At 64.6% G+C, this 17,431-nt stretch carries 19 protein-coding genes, 1 tRNA gene and 1 riboswitch; of the genes, 13 read left to right on the top strand and 7 right to left on the bottom strand.

Features of this window, described 5'->3' with window-relative positions; all coding sequences use genetic code 11:
* Nucleotides 1-84: 84 nt before the first annotated feature.
* The 5 genes from QSJ34_RS18160 to QSJ34_RS18140 all read left to right on the top strand — a co-directional run bounded on the left by QSJ34_RS18160 (nt 85) and on the right by QSJ34_RS18140 (nt 2,962).
* Nucleotides 85-738 (top strand): hypothetical protein, encoded by a 654-nt coding sequence (locus QSJ34_RS18160; RefSeq protein WP_285578027.1) that lies wholly within the window; start codon nt 85-87, stop codon nt 736-738.
* Nucleotides 739-829: 91 nt separating this feature from the next.
* Nucleotides 830-1,666, top strand: a complete 837-nt coding sequence (gene deoC / locus QSJ34_RS18155) for a deoxyribose-phosphate aldolase (RefSeq protein ID WP_285578024.1) — start codon at nt 830-832, stop codon at nt 1,664-1,666.
* A 42-nt stretch (nt 1,667-1,708) separates the two neighbouring features.
* Nucleotides 1,709-2,206, top strand: coding sequence for a roadblock/LC7 domain-containing protein (locus QSJ34_RS18150; RefSeq protein WP_285578021.1), 498 nt, complete (start codon nt 1,709-1,711; stop codon nt 2,204-2,206).
* A 15-nt stretch (nt 2,207-2,221) separates the two neighbouring features.
* Nucleotides 2,222-2,806, top strand: a complete 585-nt coding sequence (locus tag QSJ34_RS18145) for a GTP-binding protein (protein ID WP_285578018.1) — start codon at nt 2,222-2,224, stop codon at nt 2,804-2,806.
* A gap of 80 nt (nt 2,807-2,886) precedes the next feature.
* Nucleotides 2,887-2,962 (top strand) — tRNA-Asn (locus tag QSJ34_RS18140).
* A gap of 381 nt (nt 2,963-3,343) precedes the next feature.
* Here QSJ34_RS18140 and QSJ34_RS18135 read toward each other — a convergent pair.
* Complete coding sequence (locus QSJ34_RS18135) at nt 3,344-4,393, bottom strand: tetratricopeptide repeat protein (RefSeq protein WP_420798883.1); 1,050 nt, start codon at nt 4,391-4,393, stop codon at nt 3,344-3,346.
* Nucleotides 4,394-4,730: 337 nt separating this feature from the next.
* On the opposite strand from QSJ34_RS18135, the gene QSJ34_RS18660 reads away from it, so the two are divergent.
* Nucleotides 4,731-5,186 carry a c-type cytochrome gene (locus tag QSJ34_RS18660; RefSeq protein WP_420798887.1) on the top strand — a complete coding sequence of 152 codons (456 nt, stop codon included), beginning with the start codon at nt 4,731-4,733 and terminating at the stop codon, nt 5,184-5,186.
* Nucleotides 5,187-5,446: 260 nt separating this feature from the next.
* On the opposite strand, the gene QSJ34_RS18125 is transcribed toward QSJ34_RS18660, so the two are convergent.
* Nucleotides 5,447-6,610 (bottom strand): integrase core domain-containing protein, encoded by a 1,164-nt coding sequence (locus tag QSJ34_RS18125; protein ID WP_285578015.1) that lies wholly within the window; start codon nt 6,608-6,610, stop codon nt 5,447-5,449.
* Nucleotides 6,611-6,925: 315 nt separating this feature from the next.
* Here QSJ34_RS18125 and QSJ34_RS18120 point away from each other — a divergent pair, with 315 nt between their 5' ends.
* The gene (locus tag QSJ34_RS18120; protein ID WP_420798886.1) at nt 6,926-7,369 is read left to right on the top strand and encodes an FKBP-type peptidyl-prolyl cis-trans isomerase; all 444 of its coding nucleotides are present in this window, start codon (nt 6,926-6,928) and stop codon (nt 7,367-7,369) included.
* A gap of 33 nt (nt 7,370-7,402) precedes the next feature.
* Here the strand turns inward: QSJ34_RS18120 and QSJ34_RS18115 are convergent, their stop codons facing one another.
* From QSJ34_RS18115 to thiC, 5 genes are all read right to left on the bottom strand, one after another.
* A complete protein-coding gene (locus QSJ34_RS18115; RefSeq protein ID WP_285578011.1) occupies nt 7,403-8,677 on the bottom strand; it encodes a trans-sulfuration enzyme family protein in 1,275 nt (424 codons plus the stop codon).
* Nucleotides 8,678-8,777: 100 nt separating this feature from the next.
* A riboswitch (SAM riboswitch) is annotated at nt 8,778-8,878 on the bottom strand.
* Between the two features lie 77 nt (nt 8,879-8,955).
* A complete protein-coding gene (gene dapF, locus QSJ34_RS18110) occupies nt 8,956-9,819 on the bottom strand; it encodes a diaminopimelate epimerase (RefSeq protein WP_285578009.1) in 864 nt (287 codons plus the stop codon).
* 160 nt (nt 9,820-9,979) lie between these two features.
* Nucleotides 9,980-10,561 (bottom strand): DJ-1/PfpI family protein, encoded by a 582-nt coding sequence (locus QSJ34_RS18105; protein ID WP_285578007.1) that lies wholly within the window; start codon nt 10,559-10,561, stop codon nt 9,980-9,982.
* A gap of 60 nt (nt 10,562-10,621) precedes the next feature.
* A complete protein-coding gene (locus QSJ34_RS18100; RefSeq protein WP_285578005.1) occupies nt 10,622-11,068 on the bottom strand; it encodes a putative metalloprotease CJM1_0395 family protein in 447 nt (148 codons plus the stop codon).
* Between the two features lie 54 nt (nt 11,069-11,122).
* Nucleotides 11,123-12,964, bottom strand: a complete 1,842-nt coding sequence (gene thiC, locus QSJ34_RS18095) for a phosphomethylpyrimidine synthase ThiC (RefSeq protein WP_420798885.1) — start codon at nt 12,962-12,964, stop codon at nt 11,123-11,125.
* A 137-nt stretch (nt 12,965-13,101) separates the two neighbouring features.
* Between thiC and QSJ34_RS18090 the strand changes: the two genes are divergently transcribed.
* The 6 genes from QSJ34_RS18090 (at nt 13,102) to QSJ34_RS18065 (ending at nt 17,363) form a co-directional block, all read left to right on the top strand.
* A complete protein-coding gene (locus QSJ34_RS18090; RefSeq protein ID WP_285577999.1) occupies nt 13,102-13,632 on the top strand; it encodes a hypothetical protein in 531 nt (176 codons plus the stop codon).
* A 60-nt stretch (nt 13,633-13,692) separates the two neighbouring features.
* Nucleotides 13,693-14,001, top strand: a complete 309-nt coding sequence (locus QSJ34_RS18085) for a hypothetical protein (RefSeq protein WP_285577997.1) — start codon at nt 13,693-13,695, stop codon at nt 13,999-14,001.
* Nucleotides 13,998-14,969: a 6-phosphofructokinase gene (pfkA, locus tag QSJ34_RS18080; protein WP_285577995.1), complete on the top strand. Its 972-nt coding sequence runs from the start codon at nt 13,998-14,000 to the stop codon at nt 14,967-14,969. The genes QSJ34_RS18085 and pfkA overlap by 4 nt, the downstream gene beginning before the upstream one ends.
* 68 nt (nt 14,970-15,037) lie before the next feature.
* Nucleotides 15,038-16,105 (top strand): mannose-1-phosphate guanylyltransferase, encoded by a 1,068-nt coding sequence (locus tag QSJ34_RS18075; RefSeq protein WP_285577992.1) that lies wholly within the window; start codon nt 15,038-15,040, stop codon nt 16,103-16,105.
* A 203-nt stretch (nt 16,106-16,308) separates the two neighbouring features.
* Complete coding sequence (locus tag QSJ34_RS18070) at nt 16,309-16,668, top strand: phosphomannose isomerase type II C-terminal cupin domain (RefSeq protein WP_285577990.1); 360 nt, start codon at nt 16,309-16,311, stop codon at nt 16,666-16,668.
* Complete coding sequence (locus tag QSJ34_RS18065; protein ID WP_285577987.1) at nt 16,668-17,363, top strand: outer membrane lipoprotein-sorting protein; 696 nt, start codon at nt 16,668-16,670, stop codon at nt 17,361-17,363. Before QSJ34_RS18070 ends, QSJ34_RS18065 begins: the two co-directional genes overlap by 1 nt.
* Nucleotides 17,364-17,431 lie beyond the last annotated feature (68 nt).

The raw sequence follows: 17,431 nt of genomic DNA, 5'->3' as shown, positions 1-17,431 counted from the left end.
TATTTGTTTATTTATGAATTGGCTCAAAGCCTGCTTGATGTCCTGCACTTCCGGCCGTGCCGGATAAACCCAGGGAGAACCCCCATGAAGAAGCTTGCTGCGCTGCTCGTCGCCGCCGCTCTGATCAGCCCCGTCTTCGCCGAAGAGGCCAAGAAGCCCGAGACGAAGAAGGTCGAGAAGGTCGAGAAGAAGGCTGAAAAGAAGGCCGAGAAGAAGGCCGAGCCCAAGAAGGAAGAGGCCAAGAAGGCCCTGACCGCCGAGGAGAAGAAGGCCGAGCCCAAGAAGGAAGAGAAGAAGGCCGAGAAGAAGGCCGAGAAGAAGGCCGAGAAGAAGGCCGAGAAGAAGGCCGAGCCCAAGAAGGAAGAGAAGAAGGCTCTGACCGCCGAAGAGAAGAAGGCTGAGCCCAAGAAGGAAGAGAAGAAGGCCGAGAAGAAGGCTGAGAAGAAGGGCGAGAAGAAGGCCGAGCCTAAGAAGGAAGAGAAGAAGGCCCTGACCGCCGAAGAGAAGAAGGAAGAGAAGAAGGCTGAAGCCGCCCCCAAGGCCGAGAAGAAGGCCAAGAAGGCGAAGAAGGCTGCCAAGAAGGCTGAGGCTCCTGCCGCCGAGAAGAAGGCCCTGACCGCCGAAGAGAAGAAGGCCGAGCCCAAGAAGGAAGAGAAGAAGGCCGAGAAGAAGGCTGAAAAGAAGGCTGAAAAGAAGGCCGAGAAGAAGGCCGAGAAGAAGGAAGAAGCCAAGAAGTAATCAGGCTTCACCTGGTTCAGAAAAAGCGGGCTTCGGCCCGCTTTTTCATGTCCGGCTTTTCGCGAACCTCCTGCCCGGCCATCATGGAGCCATGATCGATCCGCTGCTCGACCTCACCGCCGAAATCCGCGCACGGGTTCCCGAACTGCCGAAGGCTGGCGTGACCCAGCTCCTGGGCTGCACCGAAGGCTACGGCCTGTTCCGCGACGCACGGGGCGTGCATCACCGGGCCCTCGGACAGATCGCTCCCACGGAAGGCCCCTGGGACCTGTCGCCGTTGATCGACCACACCCTGCTGAAGGCCGATGCCACCGGCGCCCAGGTGGAGACCCTCTGCGCCGAGGCGCTGGCCCACGGCTTCGCCTCCGTGTGCGTGAATCCCCTGTGGGTGCCCCTCGCGGCCTCCCTCCTCAAGGGCAGCCGGGTTCGCACCTGCACCGTCGTCGGGTTCCCCCTCGGAGCCTCCGCCTTTCGCGCCAAGGCCTTCGAAGCCGAGACGGCGCTGAAGGACGGGGCCCAGGAGATCGACATGGTCCTCGCCATCGGCGCCGCCCGGGCCGGGGACTGGGAAGCCGTGCGCCGGGACTTCGCGGGCCTGAGGGCCGCCGTTCCCGCACCGGCCGTGCTCAAGGTAATCCTGGAAACCTGCCTGCTGGGCGACGCCGAAAAGGTGCGGGCCTGCGAGCTGGCCCAGGAGGCCGGTCTGGACTTCGTGAAGACCTCTACGGGCTTCTCCAGCGGCGGCGCCACCGAGGCCGACGTGGCCCTCATGCGCCAGACGGTGGGTCCCGCACTCGGCGTGAAGGCCTCCGGAGGCATCCGCACCTACGAGGTCGCGCTCCAGATGGTCCGGGCCGGCGCCACGCGGCTGGGCCTGTCCGCCTCCGTGGCGGTCGTGAGCGGCGGCACAGGCTCCGGAGCCTACTGAAAAGTGCGGTATCCTCCAGCTATCAGTCCCTCGGAGGCGGTCGTGGCAAAGCTGGATCTCATGTTGTTTGAGGAGGAGTACAAACTCCTCCAGGAGATCATTGGCCGCCTGGAGAAGGACGCTTCCGCCAAAGTGGTCTTCCTGGTGGACAAGAACGGTCAGCAGATCGCCGCGGCCGGGGACGTGAAGAGCATCGACGCCACCAGCCTCGCCTCCCTCACAGCCGGCAATGTCGCCGCGACGGACGGCCTAGCCAAGCTGATCGGCGAAAAGGAATTCAGCCTGCTCTTCCACGAGGGGGAGAAGGACAACCTGCACATCTCCATCGTGGGCAAGCGCGGCATCCTCGTCGTGATCTTCGATCAGAATTCCAGCCTCGCCCTCGTGCGCCTGCGCGTGAAGAAGGCCAGCAAGGAGCTGCAGGAGATCTTCGACCAGGTCGAACAGCGCGCCCAGAAGGAATCCGATGCGGGCAGCCGCTTCGAGAGCCCCTTCTCGGAGATCACCGACGAAGACATCGATCGCCTGTTTGGCGACTGAGGCCCAGGACGCGCCATGACCTTCATCAACTACGCGTCCCGCGAGATCAACTGCAAGATCGTCTATTACGGCCCGGGCCTCTGCGGCAAGACGACCAACATCCAGTGGATCTTCGAACAGGCCAACCCCGAAAAGCGGGGCAAGCTCGTCAGCCTCGCCACAGAAACCGACCGCACGCTGTTCTTCGATTTCTTGCCCCTCGACATGGGCACGGTCAAGGGCTTCAAGGTCCGCTTCCACCTCTACACGGTGCCCGGCCAGGTCTTCTACGATGCCAGTCGCAAGCTCATCCTCCGCGGCTGCGACGGCATCATCTTCGTCGCCGACAGCCAGAAGGCCCGCATGGAGGCGAACATCGAATCCATCGCCAACCTGGCCACGAACCTCAAGGAGAACGGGTTCGACATCCGCTCCATCCCCTACGTGCTGCAGCTGAACAAGCGGGACATGCCCTCGGCCGCGCCCGTGCAGGAGATGGAACGCCTGCTCCGGTTCCGCGGTGAGCCCATGATCGAAGCCGTGGCCAACAAGGGCACCGGCGTCATCGAAACCCTCAAGGCCTCCGCCCGCCAGATCCTCATGGAGCTCCAGCGGGCCTAGCCGTGGACCGGGATCACAGATCCCGCACCCTGACGCTTGAAACCACGCGCCCATCCGGTAGAATGGACGTTCGACCTTTTTCCGGAGTAGCTCAGGGGTCAGAGCGGGTGACTGTTAATCACTAGGTCGGGGGTTCAAATCCCTCCTCCGGAGCCAGCAAAACCAAGCACTTAGGCCACCTTGACCCGGTGGCCTTTTTCTTTGGCCTACCGCGGGCCTACCTTCGGGATGAAACTCCGGCCGGGATTGGACCGGCCGGACCCCCTCAGGCCATGTCTATCTGGCCCGCATTTGACTTTGATTGGCGAGGCTGCCTGACCCATGAGTGAGAACGCCAGGCGGTAAGCCCGCTTGCAGCTTGTGCTGGTGGGCTCTGACAGGGGTCAGTGCCCGCATCCCCTCAACAGGGAGTCCAAGCCCACCCTAACCATCAAGAATGCCGACCTTGTGGCGTTGGAGGGCGACAAAGGCAAGCAGGTGAAGGCCATCCTCACATTCGAAGAGCCACAGAACCACTCTGGGAGCCCACAGAACGCGCTACGAGGCCGAATCAGGCCATGGCAGGGATGGATCGCTGGATTCGGTTTCAGACCAAAGGGGGAATGCATCCAGGGCTTGTACCAGGGTCGCGTCGAGGATCGCCTCACCCAGGGCTCGAAAAAAGGGGGGCTCGTTTTCCAGGAGATGGGGAAATACGGCCTGGAACGCGGATTCGAAGGACCAATTGCCGCGAGCGAACTCCCTGACCATCAGGCCCTTCAGTCTGGCCAAACCGCCTTTGATCGGCCGAGATTCTTTGCGGTCTAGAAGGAGTAGGTAGAGTGCGGCCTCGGCTCGGCATTGCAGCGGGGTGGACCGCTCCCCATTCCACGCGCGAACGGCGAGAGCGCGGGCTTCGGTATCTCTGCCTCTGCTGAGTTCGAAGGAGGCGAAGTTGGCGATGTTGTCCCCATCGTTGGGATCGAGTTCAAGGGCGCGGTGGAAGAGGCGCTCGGCTTCGTCGTAGTCCTTTCGGACGTCATTCATGAACGACGCGAGGTTGCCGGTGTGGTGCGCCTCGTTGGGATCAAGCTCCAGGGCGCGACGGTAGAGGCGCTCGGCTTCGTCGTAGTTTTTTCGGACGTTATTCATGAACACCGCGAAGTTGCCGGTGTTGCCCGCATCGTTGGGATCAAGCTCCAGGGCGCGACGGTAGAGGCGCTCGGCTTCGTCGTAGTCCTTGCGGACGTCATTCATGAACGACGCGAAGCTGCTAGTGTTGTCCGCATCGTTGGGGTCAAGCTCCAGGGCGCGACGGTAGAGGCGCTCGCCTTCTTCGTAATTTTTTCGGACGTTATACATGAACAACGCAAAGTTGCTGGTGTTGTTCGCATCGTTGGGATCAAGCTCCAGGGCGCGACGGTAGCCGAGCTTGCGCGTGCCGCTGATGAGGACCCGGCTTCTGCCTGGATCCACGCCGTGTCTCTGGTAGCCCTTGTCCACGAAGGAGGTGTTGGGAACCTTGCCGGTGAGGCGTTCCACCTGGTCGAGTTGTCCCTCCAGCGTGTGTCCATCGAAGGGATTGCCGGGGCAGGTCTGGATGCCCACGCAGAAACCCTCCTTGTGGGTGACTGCTAGGCTCACCTTCACGCCGAATTCATAGGGGCGGTGGGCCTTCCCCTTGCCGCGCGTGTCACATTTTGGATGGCAGGGGTGGTTACTTCGGCCCGTCGCTGAACGCCACGAGACGTCGTCTGAAACCAGGCTGGCTCTATGCATGGATGAAGGGGCCACAAGAGCAGAGAGCTGACGTCCGTTGCCCAAATTACGGACTCGCGAACTCAGATGCCCTGAAGCTCACGTCATACCTCCAGGCGCTCCGTCAGAACCCGAAGATCCCCAGGGGTGAAGGGGGTGTTCGTTGAGGCCACATTTTTTATCCACAATGTGGAGTTTGATCATAGTGCTGTTTGCAACTAACAGCTGTGACAGAAAACAGGAGAAGAGTGCCGCCGTAGCAGCTGTTAAAAAAAAACAATCCTCTGTACAGCGCATAGAAAATCCCACGTGGCTCCTCCACTCGGAGCTTTCGGTGTCGTATGAGCTTCGGCTTGGAAAGCATGTTTTCCTTCACTATTGCCAAATTTGCCACGGCAAAACCGGTGCAGGGGATGGGTTCAATGCATTCAACATACTCCCTCGTCCCCGAGATCTGTCGGACCCGATTTTTCAAAATTCGATGAACGATGAACGCCTTACCGGGACCATCTTCCGTGGCGGGAAAGAGGTGGGGCTTTCAGCCACGATGCCACCATGGGGGAAAACACTTTCACATGATCAGATCAACCAGGTCATGCGATATGTGCGCAACCTTAAACGTGTGGACCATCTGCCTTCCTGAAACGCATCAACCTTTTCCAAAGGCGAAACCCAATGGTGAAACGGGTTGTGCCTTGCCAAAACCTAATCCGGGCCATTGAGGCTCGATCACAGAGGCGAATCCGATGGTGCAATCCACGCGGGGAAGTCGGAATTCACCCCTGAATTGCATCAGCAGAACCACTTTCAAGCCCTTTGGAGAACTACACCCGATCCAAATCTTGCGAATATATAGGCCTTCGGCCGGGTCTGGTGACGAGTCACTCATGTCAGGCAACTCGTTCAGGCCGCGTCCGTCCAGCGGTAGCGATGGTGAAGCCCTCCGCAACGCAGAAGAGTCACTATTCCGGCTGATTCATTGGGTTTCATCTCACTTGGACGCCTCAGTGGGGAATCCTTGTTGAGCCCGAGATGGGTGCGATCCTCGTGGTAGTAGCGCGTGTATTCCTTGAGCAGGCGGGTCAGATGCGCTTCGTCCCGGACTACGACGTGATCCAGAAGGTCGCGCCGAAGGGTCCCAATGGCGCGCTCGCAATGCCCGTTCTGCCAGGGTGACTGGAATCCGATTTGTTTCGGAGTGATGCCCAAGGCCTGCACGAAAGCGCGCGCGGCCCCGAAGATGGCGTCCCGGTCGAACAGAAGGTAGGTCGGGAGATCGTCAAAGGGGAAGGCATCACGAAGCTGCTGCCGCACCCACTCCGCCGTGGGATGGGCCGTGACGCTCACGTGCCGGATCATCCTCCGCCCGTGGTCCAGGATCATCAGGACGTAGAGCAGCCTGAAGTTCCAAGTCGGCACCACGAGGAAGTCCATGGCCGAAATCAGGTCGCGGTGGTTCTCGAGAAAGGCTTTCCAGTTCTGGGCGCGTCGGGGATCGGGTTGCCTTTGAGGCATCCAGCGCGCCACGCTGCGCTCTGAGATTTTGAGCCCGAGCTTCAGCAGTTCGCCATGGATGCGGGGGGCACCCCAAAGCGGATTCTCCCAGGCCATCTGAATGACCAAGCGGCGCAGCGTTGGTTCAAGGTGCGGCCGTCCGCTCCGCCGACGCGACTTGATGCGCCAGAACAAGCGGAACCCGGAACGGTGCCATCCCACCACCGTCGCTGGTTTCACCAGGAGACAGGCTTCCCTCCAGCCCGACCAAACACGGCTCAGGCCGATCCAGAAGGCCCGGTCCCAACGGGTGGTCTTGGATCGTTTGGCGGTTCGTTGGAGCACGGCCAGTTGATGCCGGAGGGTCAGGTTCTCCAGCTCCAGCGTCTGGATTCGGGCCTTCAATCCATCAGGGGATGGCCACATCTTGATGAAAAGCAGACGAGCAAGCCAACGCATCTCAACAGCATGACCTGGCGAGTCGGCGATGCCCCGCCTCCGGGATCGGCTGGCTGTCACGGTTTGATCTGTTCCCGGTTTCGAGCATCTTGTTCCCTGTTCCGCCTCAAACAATTCCCTGATCCACTCGAACGAGGTTCAGCCCGGAAGGAAGGCCCAAACCAAGGCTGGTCGGGTTTTTGAGTCCATGCGGGTCTCTTCAGGATGGTCAAAAATTACCTCGATTCCCTGTTTATTGCCTGTTACCAGGGAATCGAGAGCTTCTCACCCTGTGAGTTGGTCCGATGGATCCACTGCCGAGCCAGACAAGATGAGGGGCCCCAATGGGCCCCTCACGCGTTCCGGAAACAAGGCAGGGCCGGTTCTGGGTTAGGCTCGAAGGGCGATGCCTTTTCGAGGTGGGACATGCTGCGATCTGCTGCGGGCTTGATGATTCTGGCGCTGAGCTTTCCCCTCGCGGCGGGCGACGCGCCGAAGGTTGCGGCGGCGAAACAGCCCGGGCCGAAAGTCCCCGCCGTGGTGACGACCGACAGCGGACTGAAGTATGTGGATGTCGTCGTGGGCACGGGCGCCACGCCCCAGCGGGGGCAGAAGTGCACCGTCCACTACACGGGCTGGCTGGATGACGGGCGGGGCGGGCGCGGCAAGAAGTTCGACAGCTCCCGGGATCAAGGCAAACCCCTGGCGGTCCCCGTTGGCGAAGGGAAGCTCATCAAGGGCTGGGACGAGGGCATCCTCGGCATGAAGGTGGGCGGCAAGCGCACCCTCTACGTGCCCTCGTACCTGGGCTACGGTCCCAGGGGCGCCGGGGATGGTGTGATCCCCCCCAACGCCGACCTGATCTTCGATGTGGAACTGATCTGGGTGAAGTAGCCGCCGGGGCACGCCCCGAGGAGGCGCTCAGGCCTAAGCGAAGCTCAGGGCCTGCGCCAGATCGGCGCGCAGGTCCTTCACATCCTCCAGGCCGATGGACAGGCGGATGAGGTCGTCGCTGATGCCCGCGTTCTTGCGGGCTTCGGGCGTCATGGAGGCGTGGGTCATGGAGGCCGGGTGGGCCACCAGGGATTCCACGCCGCCCAAGCTTTCGGCCAGCGTGAACCAGCGCAGCCGCGTGAGCACGTGGTTCACGCGCGCCTGGCCGCCTTCCTTCAGCTCGAAGCTGAGCATGGCGCCGAAGCCGTCCTGCTGGCGCTTGGCAAGCTCGTGCTGGGGATGGCCGGGCAGGCCCGGGAAGTGCACTTTGCCGACGGCAGGATGGGCCGCCAGGAACTCCGCGATCTCCTGGGCATTGGCCTCGTGCTGGCGCATGCGGAGGGGCAGGGTCTTCAAGCCGCGCAGGACGAGGAAGCAGTCGTGGGGCGACTGCGACGTGCCCAGCAGGTTGTTGACGCTCTGGATCTGCTGGGTGAGGGCCCGGCGGTGCGGCCCCGCGACGACGGCCCCGCCCACCACGTCGCTGTGGCCGTTGAGATACTTCGTCGTGGAGTGGATGACGAGGTCGGCGCCCAGGGCGAAGGGGCGTTGGAGGTAGGGCGAGAGGAAGGTGTTGTCGACGGCCACGAGGCAGTCGGGCTGGCGGTGGCCGATCTCGGCGACGGCGGCGATATCGGTCAGCCGCAGCAGCGGATTCGAGGGCGTCTCGATCCAGATCATGCGCGTGTTGGGACGGATGGCGGCCTTCAGGGCCTCCAGGTCGGAGAGGTCCAGATAGGTGACCTCCAGCCCGTAGAAACGCTTGGCGTGTTCCAGCAGGCGGAAGGTGCCGCCGTAGCAATCCACCGTGGAGATGAGGTGGCTGCCGTGTTCCAGCAGGTTGAGGGCCACGAGGATGGCGCTCATGCCCGTCGAGGTGCAGGTGGCGCCCTGGCCGCCTTCCAGCAGCGCGATGGCCTCCTCCAGCGCCGCGCGGGTGGGATTGCCGCTGCGGGTGTAGTCGTAGCCCGCGTTGGTGCAGATGTCCTTGAACGCGAAGGTGGAGGAGAGGTAGAGCGGCGGCATCACGGCGCCGTAGGCGGGATCGGGCTGGACGCCCGCGTGCACGCACTGGGTGGCGCGGCCCGCGTGGGGCACCAGCTCCGGGCGGTCGATCCAGCCCGCCTTGCCCTCCCGGACGGGAGGCTGGATGGTGAAGTGGTAGGCGGGATTGCCCGGCACGTTGGTGTCTAGAAACTGCTCGCTCACAAGAGCCTCCTGGTGGGGAGGACCCTCGTCGTTTCAGCGCGATCCAAAAAGCGAAGGGGCCCGATTGCTCGGGCCCCTTCGCATGTCAGCTTCTGACACGTCAGCATCTCTCCGCAATCGCTTGCGGCAGGAATTGGCACCTTGCTTTCGCAGGTTGCCAAGGTTTCACAGGGCCCGTCCCTCCACCTTTCTGGATATCGCGTGATGAAACTGACAAAGATCCTACTGAAGCATCAGTATCCGACAAGTCCATTGAACTGCCAAGGAGAATCAATCTCTCAGGGCATCCACTCGGTGCGCAGCCGGCCCTCGTAGACGGCCTGCACGGGCCCGGTCATGAGAATCCGGCCTTCGCTCGTGAAGGCGATGTCGATGGCGCCTCCGGGCATGAGCACCTGCAGATGGTCCTCCACCAGGCCCAGGCGCTTGCAGGCCGCCGCCGCGGCGCAGCTGCTGCTGCCGGAAGCCAGGGTGTAGCCCGCCCCCAGCTCCCAGATCTCGACGCGGATGCGCTTGCGGTCGACCACTTCCACCAGCTGGACGTTCACGCGGTTGGGGAAGTCCGGGTGGCGCTCGATACGGGGGCCCAGCCGCTGGGCCTCTGCGGCCGTGACCTGGCCGGGGAAGATGACGCAATGGGGGTTGCCCATGCTGAGGGCCGTGATGGTGATGGGCCCCGTGGGAAAGAAGAGGAGGGCCTCCAGGACCTCCTGCTGGGCGGGGATGCCCGTGTAGGGAATCTCGCCGGCCCGGAAATCCGGCCTGCCCATGTCCACCTGGATGCGGCTGCCGTCTTCGGTCAGGTAGCTCACCTCCGCGAAGCCTCCGGCGACGTGGATGCGGCAGCGCGACCCCTTCACGTGTCCCGCCTCCAGGAGGTAGCGGGCGAAGACGCGCAGCCCGTTGCCGCTCTTCTTGGATTCGCTGCCATCGGGATTGAAGACCCGCAGCCCGAAGGCCTCGGGATCGCCGGGCACGGGGAAGGGGCCCAGGATGAGGCCGTCGGAGCCGATGCCGCGGTGGCGGTCGCAGAGGGCCTGGACGAGCTTGGGGTTCGGATCGAAGGCCGTCTTCGACGGATCGATCACGATGTAGTCGTTTCCGAGCGTTTGGAATTTGGAGAAGGCGAACACGTTCGTCATGGGCCGTCCTGGGTGTCAAAGCTGGGATCCGGTGGGCTCCCGGTCTCCCGAAGGCATCCAGGGCAGCACGTCCGACCGGCCAGGCGATTCCTTCCAAAGACCAAGCAGGCTAGCACCCGGGCGCGCGGGCAGCAACCGCGCGGCGCCGGACGGCCCTCCCTCAGAGGGTGATGCGGGTGCCCAGCACCTGGAGGAACTGCGCGATCCAGGCCGGGTGGGCGGGCCAGGCGGGCGCGGTGACGAGGTTGCCATCGGTGACCGCGCCGTCGATGGCGATCTCGGCGTATTTCCCGCGGGCCACTTCCACCTCGGCACGGCAGGCCGGATAGGCCGAGCAGGTGCGCCCCTCCAGCACGCCCGCGGCGGCGAGCAGCTGGGCGCCGTGGCAGATGGCGGCCACGGGCTTCTTCGCGGTGAAGAAGTGGCGGACGAACTCAAGCACCTTGGGATTGAGGCGGAGGTACTCGGGTGCGCGCCCGCCGGGGATCAGCAGCGCGTCGTAGTCTTCGGCCTTGAGGTCGGCGAAGGTGGCGTTGAGCGTGAAGCGGTGGCCCGGCTTTTCGGAATAGGTCTGGTGGCCTTCGAAATCATGGATGGCCGTGGCCACGGATTCGCCGGCCTTCTTGTCCGGGCAGGCGGCGTGGACCGTGTGGCCCACGGCCAGCAGGGCCTGGAAGGGCACCATGATTTCGTAGTCCTCTCCGAAGTCACCGACGAGCATGAGGATGCGTTTCGCGGCCATGACGGTCTCCTTGGGAACGGACCCCATGCTAGTCCTCTCCCGGAGCTTCGGCGTGAATTCTCAGGCCACCACGTCGAGGTTCTGGCCCAGGGATTCGGCGGCCTTGGCCTTCTGGAGATCCTGTTGGGCCTGGATGGCCATGGCGGCGGCCGCCGCGGCGACGCTCCGGTCCTGCGGCGAGGGATCCGCGGGCGCCAGGGCCGCGGCCTGGATCTGCTGGGCCTTGGCCAGGGTGGCCCGGGGATCGCCGGGCACGGGGCTGGTGTCGAGGGTGACCTCGCCGCCGATGGCGTAGCTCTTCCCATCGGGGCCTTGCTGGTAGGTGAAGGAGGCCCCGCCCAGGGCCAGGCCCCCGGCCGCCGCCAGGTGGGCGGCCTCGTGGGCGCGCACCTGCCGGTCCCGGGCCTTGAGGGCCTCGATGGCCCGGGACTTGGCCAGGTCGGTGGGGCTGAAGGGGGTTGGGAAGGCCGCCGGGCGATTCCCCCCCACGAGGGGTGAGACGCGCATCGACCATCAAGATGGCGCGGCTGTCCAGGCGGGCAAGGCCCGAAGCGGCCGTTTCTAGCCCTGGATGTAGACCTCGGCACCCTTCTGCACGAAGGTCTCCGCCATCTCCTCCATGCCCTTCTGAAGGGCCTCCTCGGCGTTGTAGCCGTGGGTTTCGGCGTACTGGCGCACGTCGTCCGAGATCTTCATGGAGCAGAAGTGGGGGCCGCACATGGAACAGAAGTGGGCCGATTTGGCGCCTTCGGCGGGCAGGGTCTCGTCGTGGAATTCCCGGGCCGTATCCGGATCCAGGGCCAGGTTGAACTGGTCCTCCCAGCGGAACTCGAAGCGGGCCTTGCTCATGGCGTCGTCCCAGATGCGGGCGCCGGGATGGCCCTTGGCGAGGTCGGCGGCGTGGGCGGCGATCTTGTAGGCGATGACGCCGTCCTTCACATCCTTCTTGTTGGGCAGGCCCAGGTGTTCCTTCGGCGTCACGTAGCAGAGCATGGCGCAGCCGAACCAGCCGATCATGGCGGCGCCGATGGCCGACGTGATGTGGTCGTAGCCGGGCGCGACGTCCGTGGTGAGGGGGCCCAGGGTGTAGAAGGGCGCCTCGTCGCAGACTTCCAGCTGCTTGGTCATGTTCTCCTGGATGAGGTGCATGGGCACGTGGCCGGGGCCCTCGATCATCACCTGCACATCGTGCTTCCAGGCGATCTTGGTGAGCTCGCCGAGCGTTTCCAGCTCGCCGAACTGGGCCTCGTCGTTGGCGTCCGCCGTGCTGCCGGGACGCAGGCCGTCACCCAGCGAGAAGGCCACGTCGTAGGCCTTCATGATCTCGCAGATGTCTTCGAAATGCGTGTAGAGGAAGTTCTCCTTGTGGTGGGCCAGGCACCACTTGGCCATGATGCTGCCGCCTCTGGAGACGATGCCCGTGACGCGCTTGGCCGTGAGCGGCACGTAGCGAAGGAGCACGCCGGCGTGGATGGTGAAGTAGTCCACGCCCTGCTCGGCCTGCTCGATGAGCGTGTCGCGAAAGATTTCCCAGGTCAGGTCCTCAGCCTTGCCGTTGACCTTCTCCAGGGCCTGGTAGATGGGCACGGTGCCGATGGGCACGGGGCTGTTGCGCAGGATCCACTCGCGGGTCTCGTGGATGTTCTTGCCCGTGCTGAGGTCCATCACCGTGTCGGCGCCCCAGCGGATGGACCAGGCCATCTTCTCCACTTCTTCTTCGATGGAGGACGCCACGGCGGAGTTGCCGATGTTGGCGTTGATCTTCACGAGGAAGTTGCGGCCGATGATCATCGGCTCGGTTTCCGGGTGGTTGATGTTGGCGGGGATGATGGCGCGGCCCCTGGCCACTTCGTCACGCACGAACTCGGGCGTGATGCGGCTCTTGAGGCCGGCGGCTTCGCGGCCGAGGTTCTCGCGGATGGCGATGAACTCCATCTCGGGGGTCACGATGCCCTGCTTGGCATAGTGCATCTGGGAGACGTTCTTCCCGGCCTTGGCACGCAGGGGCTTGCGGTCCGCGTGGAAGCGGATGGCGTCCAGGTCCCGGTCCCGCTCGCGCAGCTTGCGGTAGAGGCTGGTGGCCCCTGCCAGTTCCTCCACGTCACCCCGGCCCAGGATCCAGTCCTGGCGGAGGGGCTTCAGGCCCTTGGCCACGTCGATGGTGACGGCGGGGTCGGTGTAGGGGCCCGAGGTGTCGTAGAGCCTGACGGGCTCGTTTTCCGTGAGCTGGTCGCGGAAATCGCGGGTGGGATTGAGCTTGATCTCGCGGAAAGGGACCTGGACCCCAGGCTGGGTGCCGGCCACGTGGATCTTGGTGGAGGCGGGGAAGGGTTTGAGGCAGGCCGCCAGGGCCGTTCCGTCCACGGGGACGGGCGCGGACGCCGGAGCGGAATTCGACTGCATGGTCATGGAAACTCCGGACTTGAGAAAATTCGGGCCGGGCTTGATCCCGAATTACAAAGTTTATCGCGAGGGGGGCAATTGAGACGAATTCAAAGATTATCGGCCCCCAGCCGATATAGGCCTCACGGAGCCCTCCCATGCCGGAAAAGCCCCCAGACAACCAGGCCATTCCTGATCAGCTCATGCAGATTGCCCAGGAGCAGGAAGGCGGAGCCGAGCGGGTGCTCGGCCAGATCGAGGTGGTTCAGCACAGCTTCGAGGAGATCCAGTCCCTCTCCAAGGAGTGCCAGGAGATCCTCAGCAACCTGGTGGCCCCTTCGGAAGAACTGGAAGTCCTCATCGCCAAGCTGGAGGAGATCGGTTTCCACGCGGACAACGGGGCCTACAACATCCAGGGTGCCTTCGACCTCTACCAGTACCAGGATGTGGTGCGGCAGAAGCTCGAGCGGGTGGGCCGCAGCCTCATCGAGGTGTCCCAGTATGTCCTGACGCGCCTGCAGCCCACCGAGGACCACCTGCCGAAGATGGCGCCCTCGGGCCGGGACATCCTCCACCGCGAGCCCCAGATGGCCGACGTCACCAAGGCCGACGCGGATTCCGTGGTGGCGGAATTCTTCGCCAAGGCCCTGAAGGAAAAAGCGGCCAAGAAGGCCGAGGGTTCAATTTAGGTATCCATCTGCCTGAATTTAGGTACCCAACTGGTGGATAATCATCCACTGGGAGGGATCATGCCCCGTCGCGCCCTTTTCATCAGCAGCCTGGCCTTGGGCCTCGTGGCATCGACCCATCCCCAGGAGGATCCCGTCCTGCGCGCCCGCGCCCAGCGGGCCTCGTCCCAGGGCATTTCCGAAGGGGACCTGCCCCCGGTGCCCCGGGGCATCGTGGAACCTCCGCCCCTGCCCCCGCCCGAAGCCCACGTGAAGGACACGCCCCGGGGGAAGAAGGCCAAGGGCAGGGCGAAAAAAGGCAAGGCTGGCGCGAAGAAGAAGGGAACGGCGGCCCGTTCCAAGAAACCGGCGAAAGGGAAGGGAAAATGAAAATCGGAGTCCTGACTTCCGGGGGCGACGCCCCGGGCATGAATGCGGCCATCCGCGCGGCGGTACGGCAGGCGGATTCGCTCGGGCATGAGGCCTGGGGCATCTACCGGGGCTACCAGGGGCTGCTGGACGGGGACATGGAGCCGCTTCCCAGCCGTGCCTGTGCCAACATTCTCCAGCGGGGCGGCACCATGCTTCGGACCGCCCGCTGCAAGGCCTTCCATGATCCGGACGTCCGGGCCAAGGCCGCCGAAAAGCTCAAGGCCGCGGGCATCGAGGCCCTGGTCGTCATCGGAGGGGATGGCAGCTTCCGCGCCGCCGAGACGCTGCTGCGTGAGCATGGCGTGGCTTGCGCGGGCATCCCGGGCACCATCGACAACGATCTGCCGGGCACGGATCGGACTCTCGGGTTCGACACGGCCCTCAACACGGCGGTGGAGGCCATCGACCGCATCCGCGACACGGCCTCCAGCCACGGCCGACTCTTCCTCGTGGAAGTCATGGGCCGGGCCTCGGGCATGCTGGCCGTCCACACGGCCATCGCCTGCGGCGCCGAGGCGGTGCTCTATCCGGAATCCCCGGACGACAGCTACGAGGCCCTGGTGACCCAGTTGGAGGAGAACTGGAAGCGCGGCAAGCGCAGTTCCATCGTCGTCGTGGCCGAGGGGGACGCCGTGGGCGGCCGGGCCATGGCCGTGGGTGAGCGCCTGAAGCGGGACCATGAGCTGGATCTGCGTGTGGTCGTGCTCGGCCACGTCCAGCGCGGCGGCAGCCCGTCGGCCCTGGACCGCATCTGGGGCAGCCGCTGGGGCAGCGAAGCCGTGCGCCGTCTGGATCGCGGCGAACGGGGCTTCTACCTCGGCGAAGTCGCGGGTGCGCTCGTGGCCCAGCCCCTCTCGCGGATCCTCGAACCCCAGCCCGTGCCCCCGGGGGACCTGGGCCGCCTGGTGGCGGTGCTCGCCCGCTAGGGTGCCGGTTGTGAAGTGCCGTGAGGCCGTGGTCTGCTGAAGGGCCGCGTGGCAGCAGGAGGTCGGTGATGACGGACAGTCACAAGGATTCGTTGGTTGCGGTCGTGATGGCCGGTGGCCGGGGTACGCGCTTCTGGCCCCGGAGCCGGAACGCGCGGCCCAAGCAGTTCCTCTCCATCGTCGGCACCGAGACCCTGCTGCATCAGACCGTGCGCCGCCTCGATGGCCACGTGAGCCCCGACCGCATCTTCGTCGTGACCACGGAGGACCTCGCCGCCGAGACGCGGCGCATGCTGCCTGAGCTGCCCGCCGGGAACGTGATCGTCGAGCCCGAGGGCCGCAACACGGCGCCCTGCCTCGCGCTGGCTCTGGTGGAGATCGAACGGAAGTTCCCCCATGCCGTGATGGCCGTGCTGTCGGCGGACCACTGGATCGGCGACCGGGAGATCTTCCTGGAGGACCTCGATCTCGCCGTGAAGCACGCCGCCTGGGAGCGCGAGTTGGTCACCTTCGGCATCAAGCCGACCTACCCGGAAACGGGCTACGGCTACATCGAATCCGAAGGCCACGGCCCCGTGCTCAAGGTGAAGGCCTTCCGCGAGAAGCCGCCCGTGGAGGTGGCCCTGCAGTACCTCGAATCCGGGCGCCACTACTGGAATGCCGGCATGTTCGTGTGGACCCTGGCGGATTTCCGCGAGGGCCTGCACAAGCACGCGCCCGAGGTGCTCGCGCCGCTGGATGCCTGGGTGAAGGCCGGCGCCGATCCGGCGGCCCTCATGGCCACCTACCGGCAGCTGCCCAAGGTGGCCATCGACGTGGCCCTCATGGAGAAGGCGGAAACCGTGGCCGTGGTGCCCACGCGCTTCCGCTGGTCGGACGTGGGTTCCTGGCCCGCCGCCATCGAATTCCAGGAGACCGATTCCGAGGGCAACGTCAGCCAGGGCGAAACGCTCCTGCTGGACACCCGCAACAGCGCCTTCTTCGGCGGCAAGCGCCTCATCGCCGCCAGCGGCGTGGATGACCTCATCGTCGTGGATGCCGATGATGCCCTGCTCATCTGCCGCCGGGACCGCGCCCAGACGGTCAAGCAGATCGTCGAACGACTCAAGGCCGAAGGTCGCGAAGACCTTCTCTAGCCTTCTTCACCAAAGGACAATCATGCAAAGACCCGAAACCCTCCACGTTGAAAAGCCTTGGTGGACGGGGCCCCGTCCGCGAGCCTAGAGGCGAGCGGGAGCACGCCACGGGCGTGGCGTGCGATCCGGGGGTAGTCCCGGAGCCCCCCACGAGGCGAAGCCGAGTGGTGATGATGAACGAATCCTTCCTGCGAGAGAGAATCATGCAAAGACCCGAAACCCTCCACGTTGAAAAGCCTTGGGGCTCCTTTGATCAGTACGCCCTCAACACCAATTGCACCGTGAAGATCCTCACCTGCAAGCCGGGGCAGAAGCTGAGCCTCCAGCGGCACAGCCACCGCGGCGAACTCTGGGTGGCCCTGGATCCGGGCGTGGTGGTGGATCGCGATGGCGAGGAGCTGCGGCCCGTCGTGGGCGAGGAGATCTGGCTGCCCCTGGGGAGCACGCACCGTCTGCGCTGCGATGCGACGACGGCCCATCCGGTGCGCGTGCTCGAAGTGAGCCTGGGCGTGTTCGACGAGGCGGACATCGAGCGCCTTCAGGACGATTACGGGCGCAACTGATGCGCCTATGGCGCCCCGCGGCCCTTCTGCTGGCCGCCCTTCCCCTGCTCGCCCAGAGCGGTGAGGAGATCCTGGCCAAGGTGGACCGTCTGCGCCATCCCTGGCCGGCCTTCACCATGGAGCTGACCCTCAAGGCCGTCGGGGCTTCCCAGCGGTGGAAGGTGTCGGCCCGGGAGAACGGGGATGCGCGCCTCGACGGGCTTTCCGAAAAGGAGAAGGGCCGGGCGGTGCTGCTTCTGGGCGATCAGATGTGGCTGCTGCTGCCGGGCTCGAAGCGTCCGCTGAAGGTCACGCCCCAGCAGCGCCTGATGGGGCCAGCTGCGGGTGGAGATGTGGCGCGCACGCGGTTCCGCGAGGACTACACGGTGCGGACTCTGGCCGAGGAGAACCTGGACGGGCAGGCCTGCTGGCGGCTGGACCTCGCCGCCAAGCGGCCCGCCCTCAGCGCGCGCCAGGTGGTGCTGTGGGTGGCGCGGGAAGGCACCCTTCCACTGAAGGCGGAATTCCGGATGGCTTCGGGCAAGCTCGCGCGGACCGCCCAGTTCGGCCCGCCGGTGCAGGTCCACGGGCAGGCCGTGCTTTCCCGCATGACCCTCGAAGAACCCTCCGGGGCCCGCGCCGAGCTGGTTTTCGGGGCCTGGACCAGGGGTGGGGTGGAGGCTTCGGTGTTCGAACTGCCGAATGGGGATCGGTGATAAACTGATCCCGAGGTGCCCGCAAGGGCTTCCCGCCACCAACCATCCCACCACATGACACCAGTCCC

This window comes from Geothrix limicola, from assembly GCF_030268085.1.
In the GTDB taxonomy this organism is placed as follows: Bacteria; Acidobacteriota; Holophagae; order Holophagales; family Holophagaceae; genus Geothrix; species Geothrix limicola.
Note: the sequence above shows the minus strand (reverse complement) of the source record. Positions and strands in the feature narration are given on the sequence as shown.

Coding starts and splice junctions, on each gene's coding strand:
- QSJ34_RS18160 (WP_285578027.1), top strand. CDS start 85: ATGAAGAAGCTTGCTGCGCTGCTCGTCGCCGCCGCTCTGATCAGCCCC.
- deoC (WP_285578024.1), top strand. CDS start 830: ATGATCGATCCGCTGCTCGACCTCACCGCCGAAATCCGCGCACGGGTT.
- QSJ34_RS18145 (WP_285578018.1), top strand. CDS start 2,222: ATGACCTTCATCAACTACGCGTCCCGCGAGATCAACTGCAAGATCGTC.
- QSJ34_RS18660 (WP_420798887.1), top strand. CDS start 4,731: ATGTGGAGTTTGATCATAGTGCTGTTTGCAACTAACAGCTGTGACAGA.
- QSJ34_RS18120 (WP_420798886.1), top strand. CDS start 6,926: ATGATTCTGGCGCTGAGCTTTCCCCTCGCGGCGGGCGACGCGCCGAAG.
- dapF (WP_285578009.1), bottom strand. CDS start 9,819: ATGACGAACGTGTTCGCCTTCTCCAAATTCCAAACGCTCGGAAACGAC.
- QSJ34_RS18105 (WP_285578007.1), bottom strand. CDS start 10,561: ATGGCCGCGAAACGCATCCTCATGCTCGTCGGTGACTTCGGAGAGGAC.
- QSJ34_RS18100 (WP_285578005.1), bottom strand. CDS start 11,068: ATGCGCGTCTCACCCCTCGTGGGGGGGAATCGCCCGGCGGCCTTCCCA.
- thiC (WP_420798885.1), bottom strand. CDS start 12,964: ATGCAGTCGAATTCCGCTCCGGCGTCCGCGCCCGTCCCCGTGGACGGA.
- QSJ34_RS18090 (WP_285577999.1), top strand. CDS start 13,102: ATGCCGGAAAAGCCCCCAGACAACCAGGCCATTCCTGATCAGCTCATG.
- QSJ34_RS18085 (WP_285577997.1), top strand. CDS start 13,693: ATGCCCCGTCGCGCCCTTTTCATCAGCAGCCTGGCCTTGGGCCTCGTG.
- pfkA (WP_285577995.1), top strand. CDS start 13,998: ATGAAAATCGGAGTCCTGACTTCCGGGGGCGACGCCCCGGGCATGAAT.
- QSJ34_RS18075 (WP_285577992.1), top strand. CDS start 15,038: ATGACGGACAGTCACAAGGATTCGTTGGTTGCGGTCGTGATGGCCGGT.
- QSJ34_RS18070 (WP_285577990.1), top strand. CDS start 16,309: ATGCAAAGACCCGAAACCCTCCACGTTGAAAAGCCTTGGGGCTCCTTT.
- QSJ34_RS18065 (WP_285577987.1), top strand. CDS start 16,668: ATGCGCCTATGGCGCCCCGCGGCCCTTCTGCTGGCCGCCCTTCCCCTG.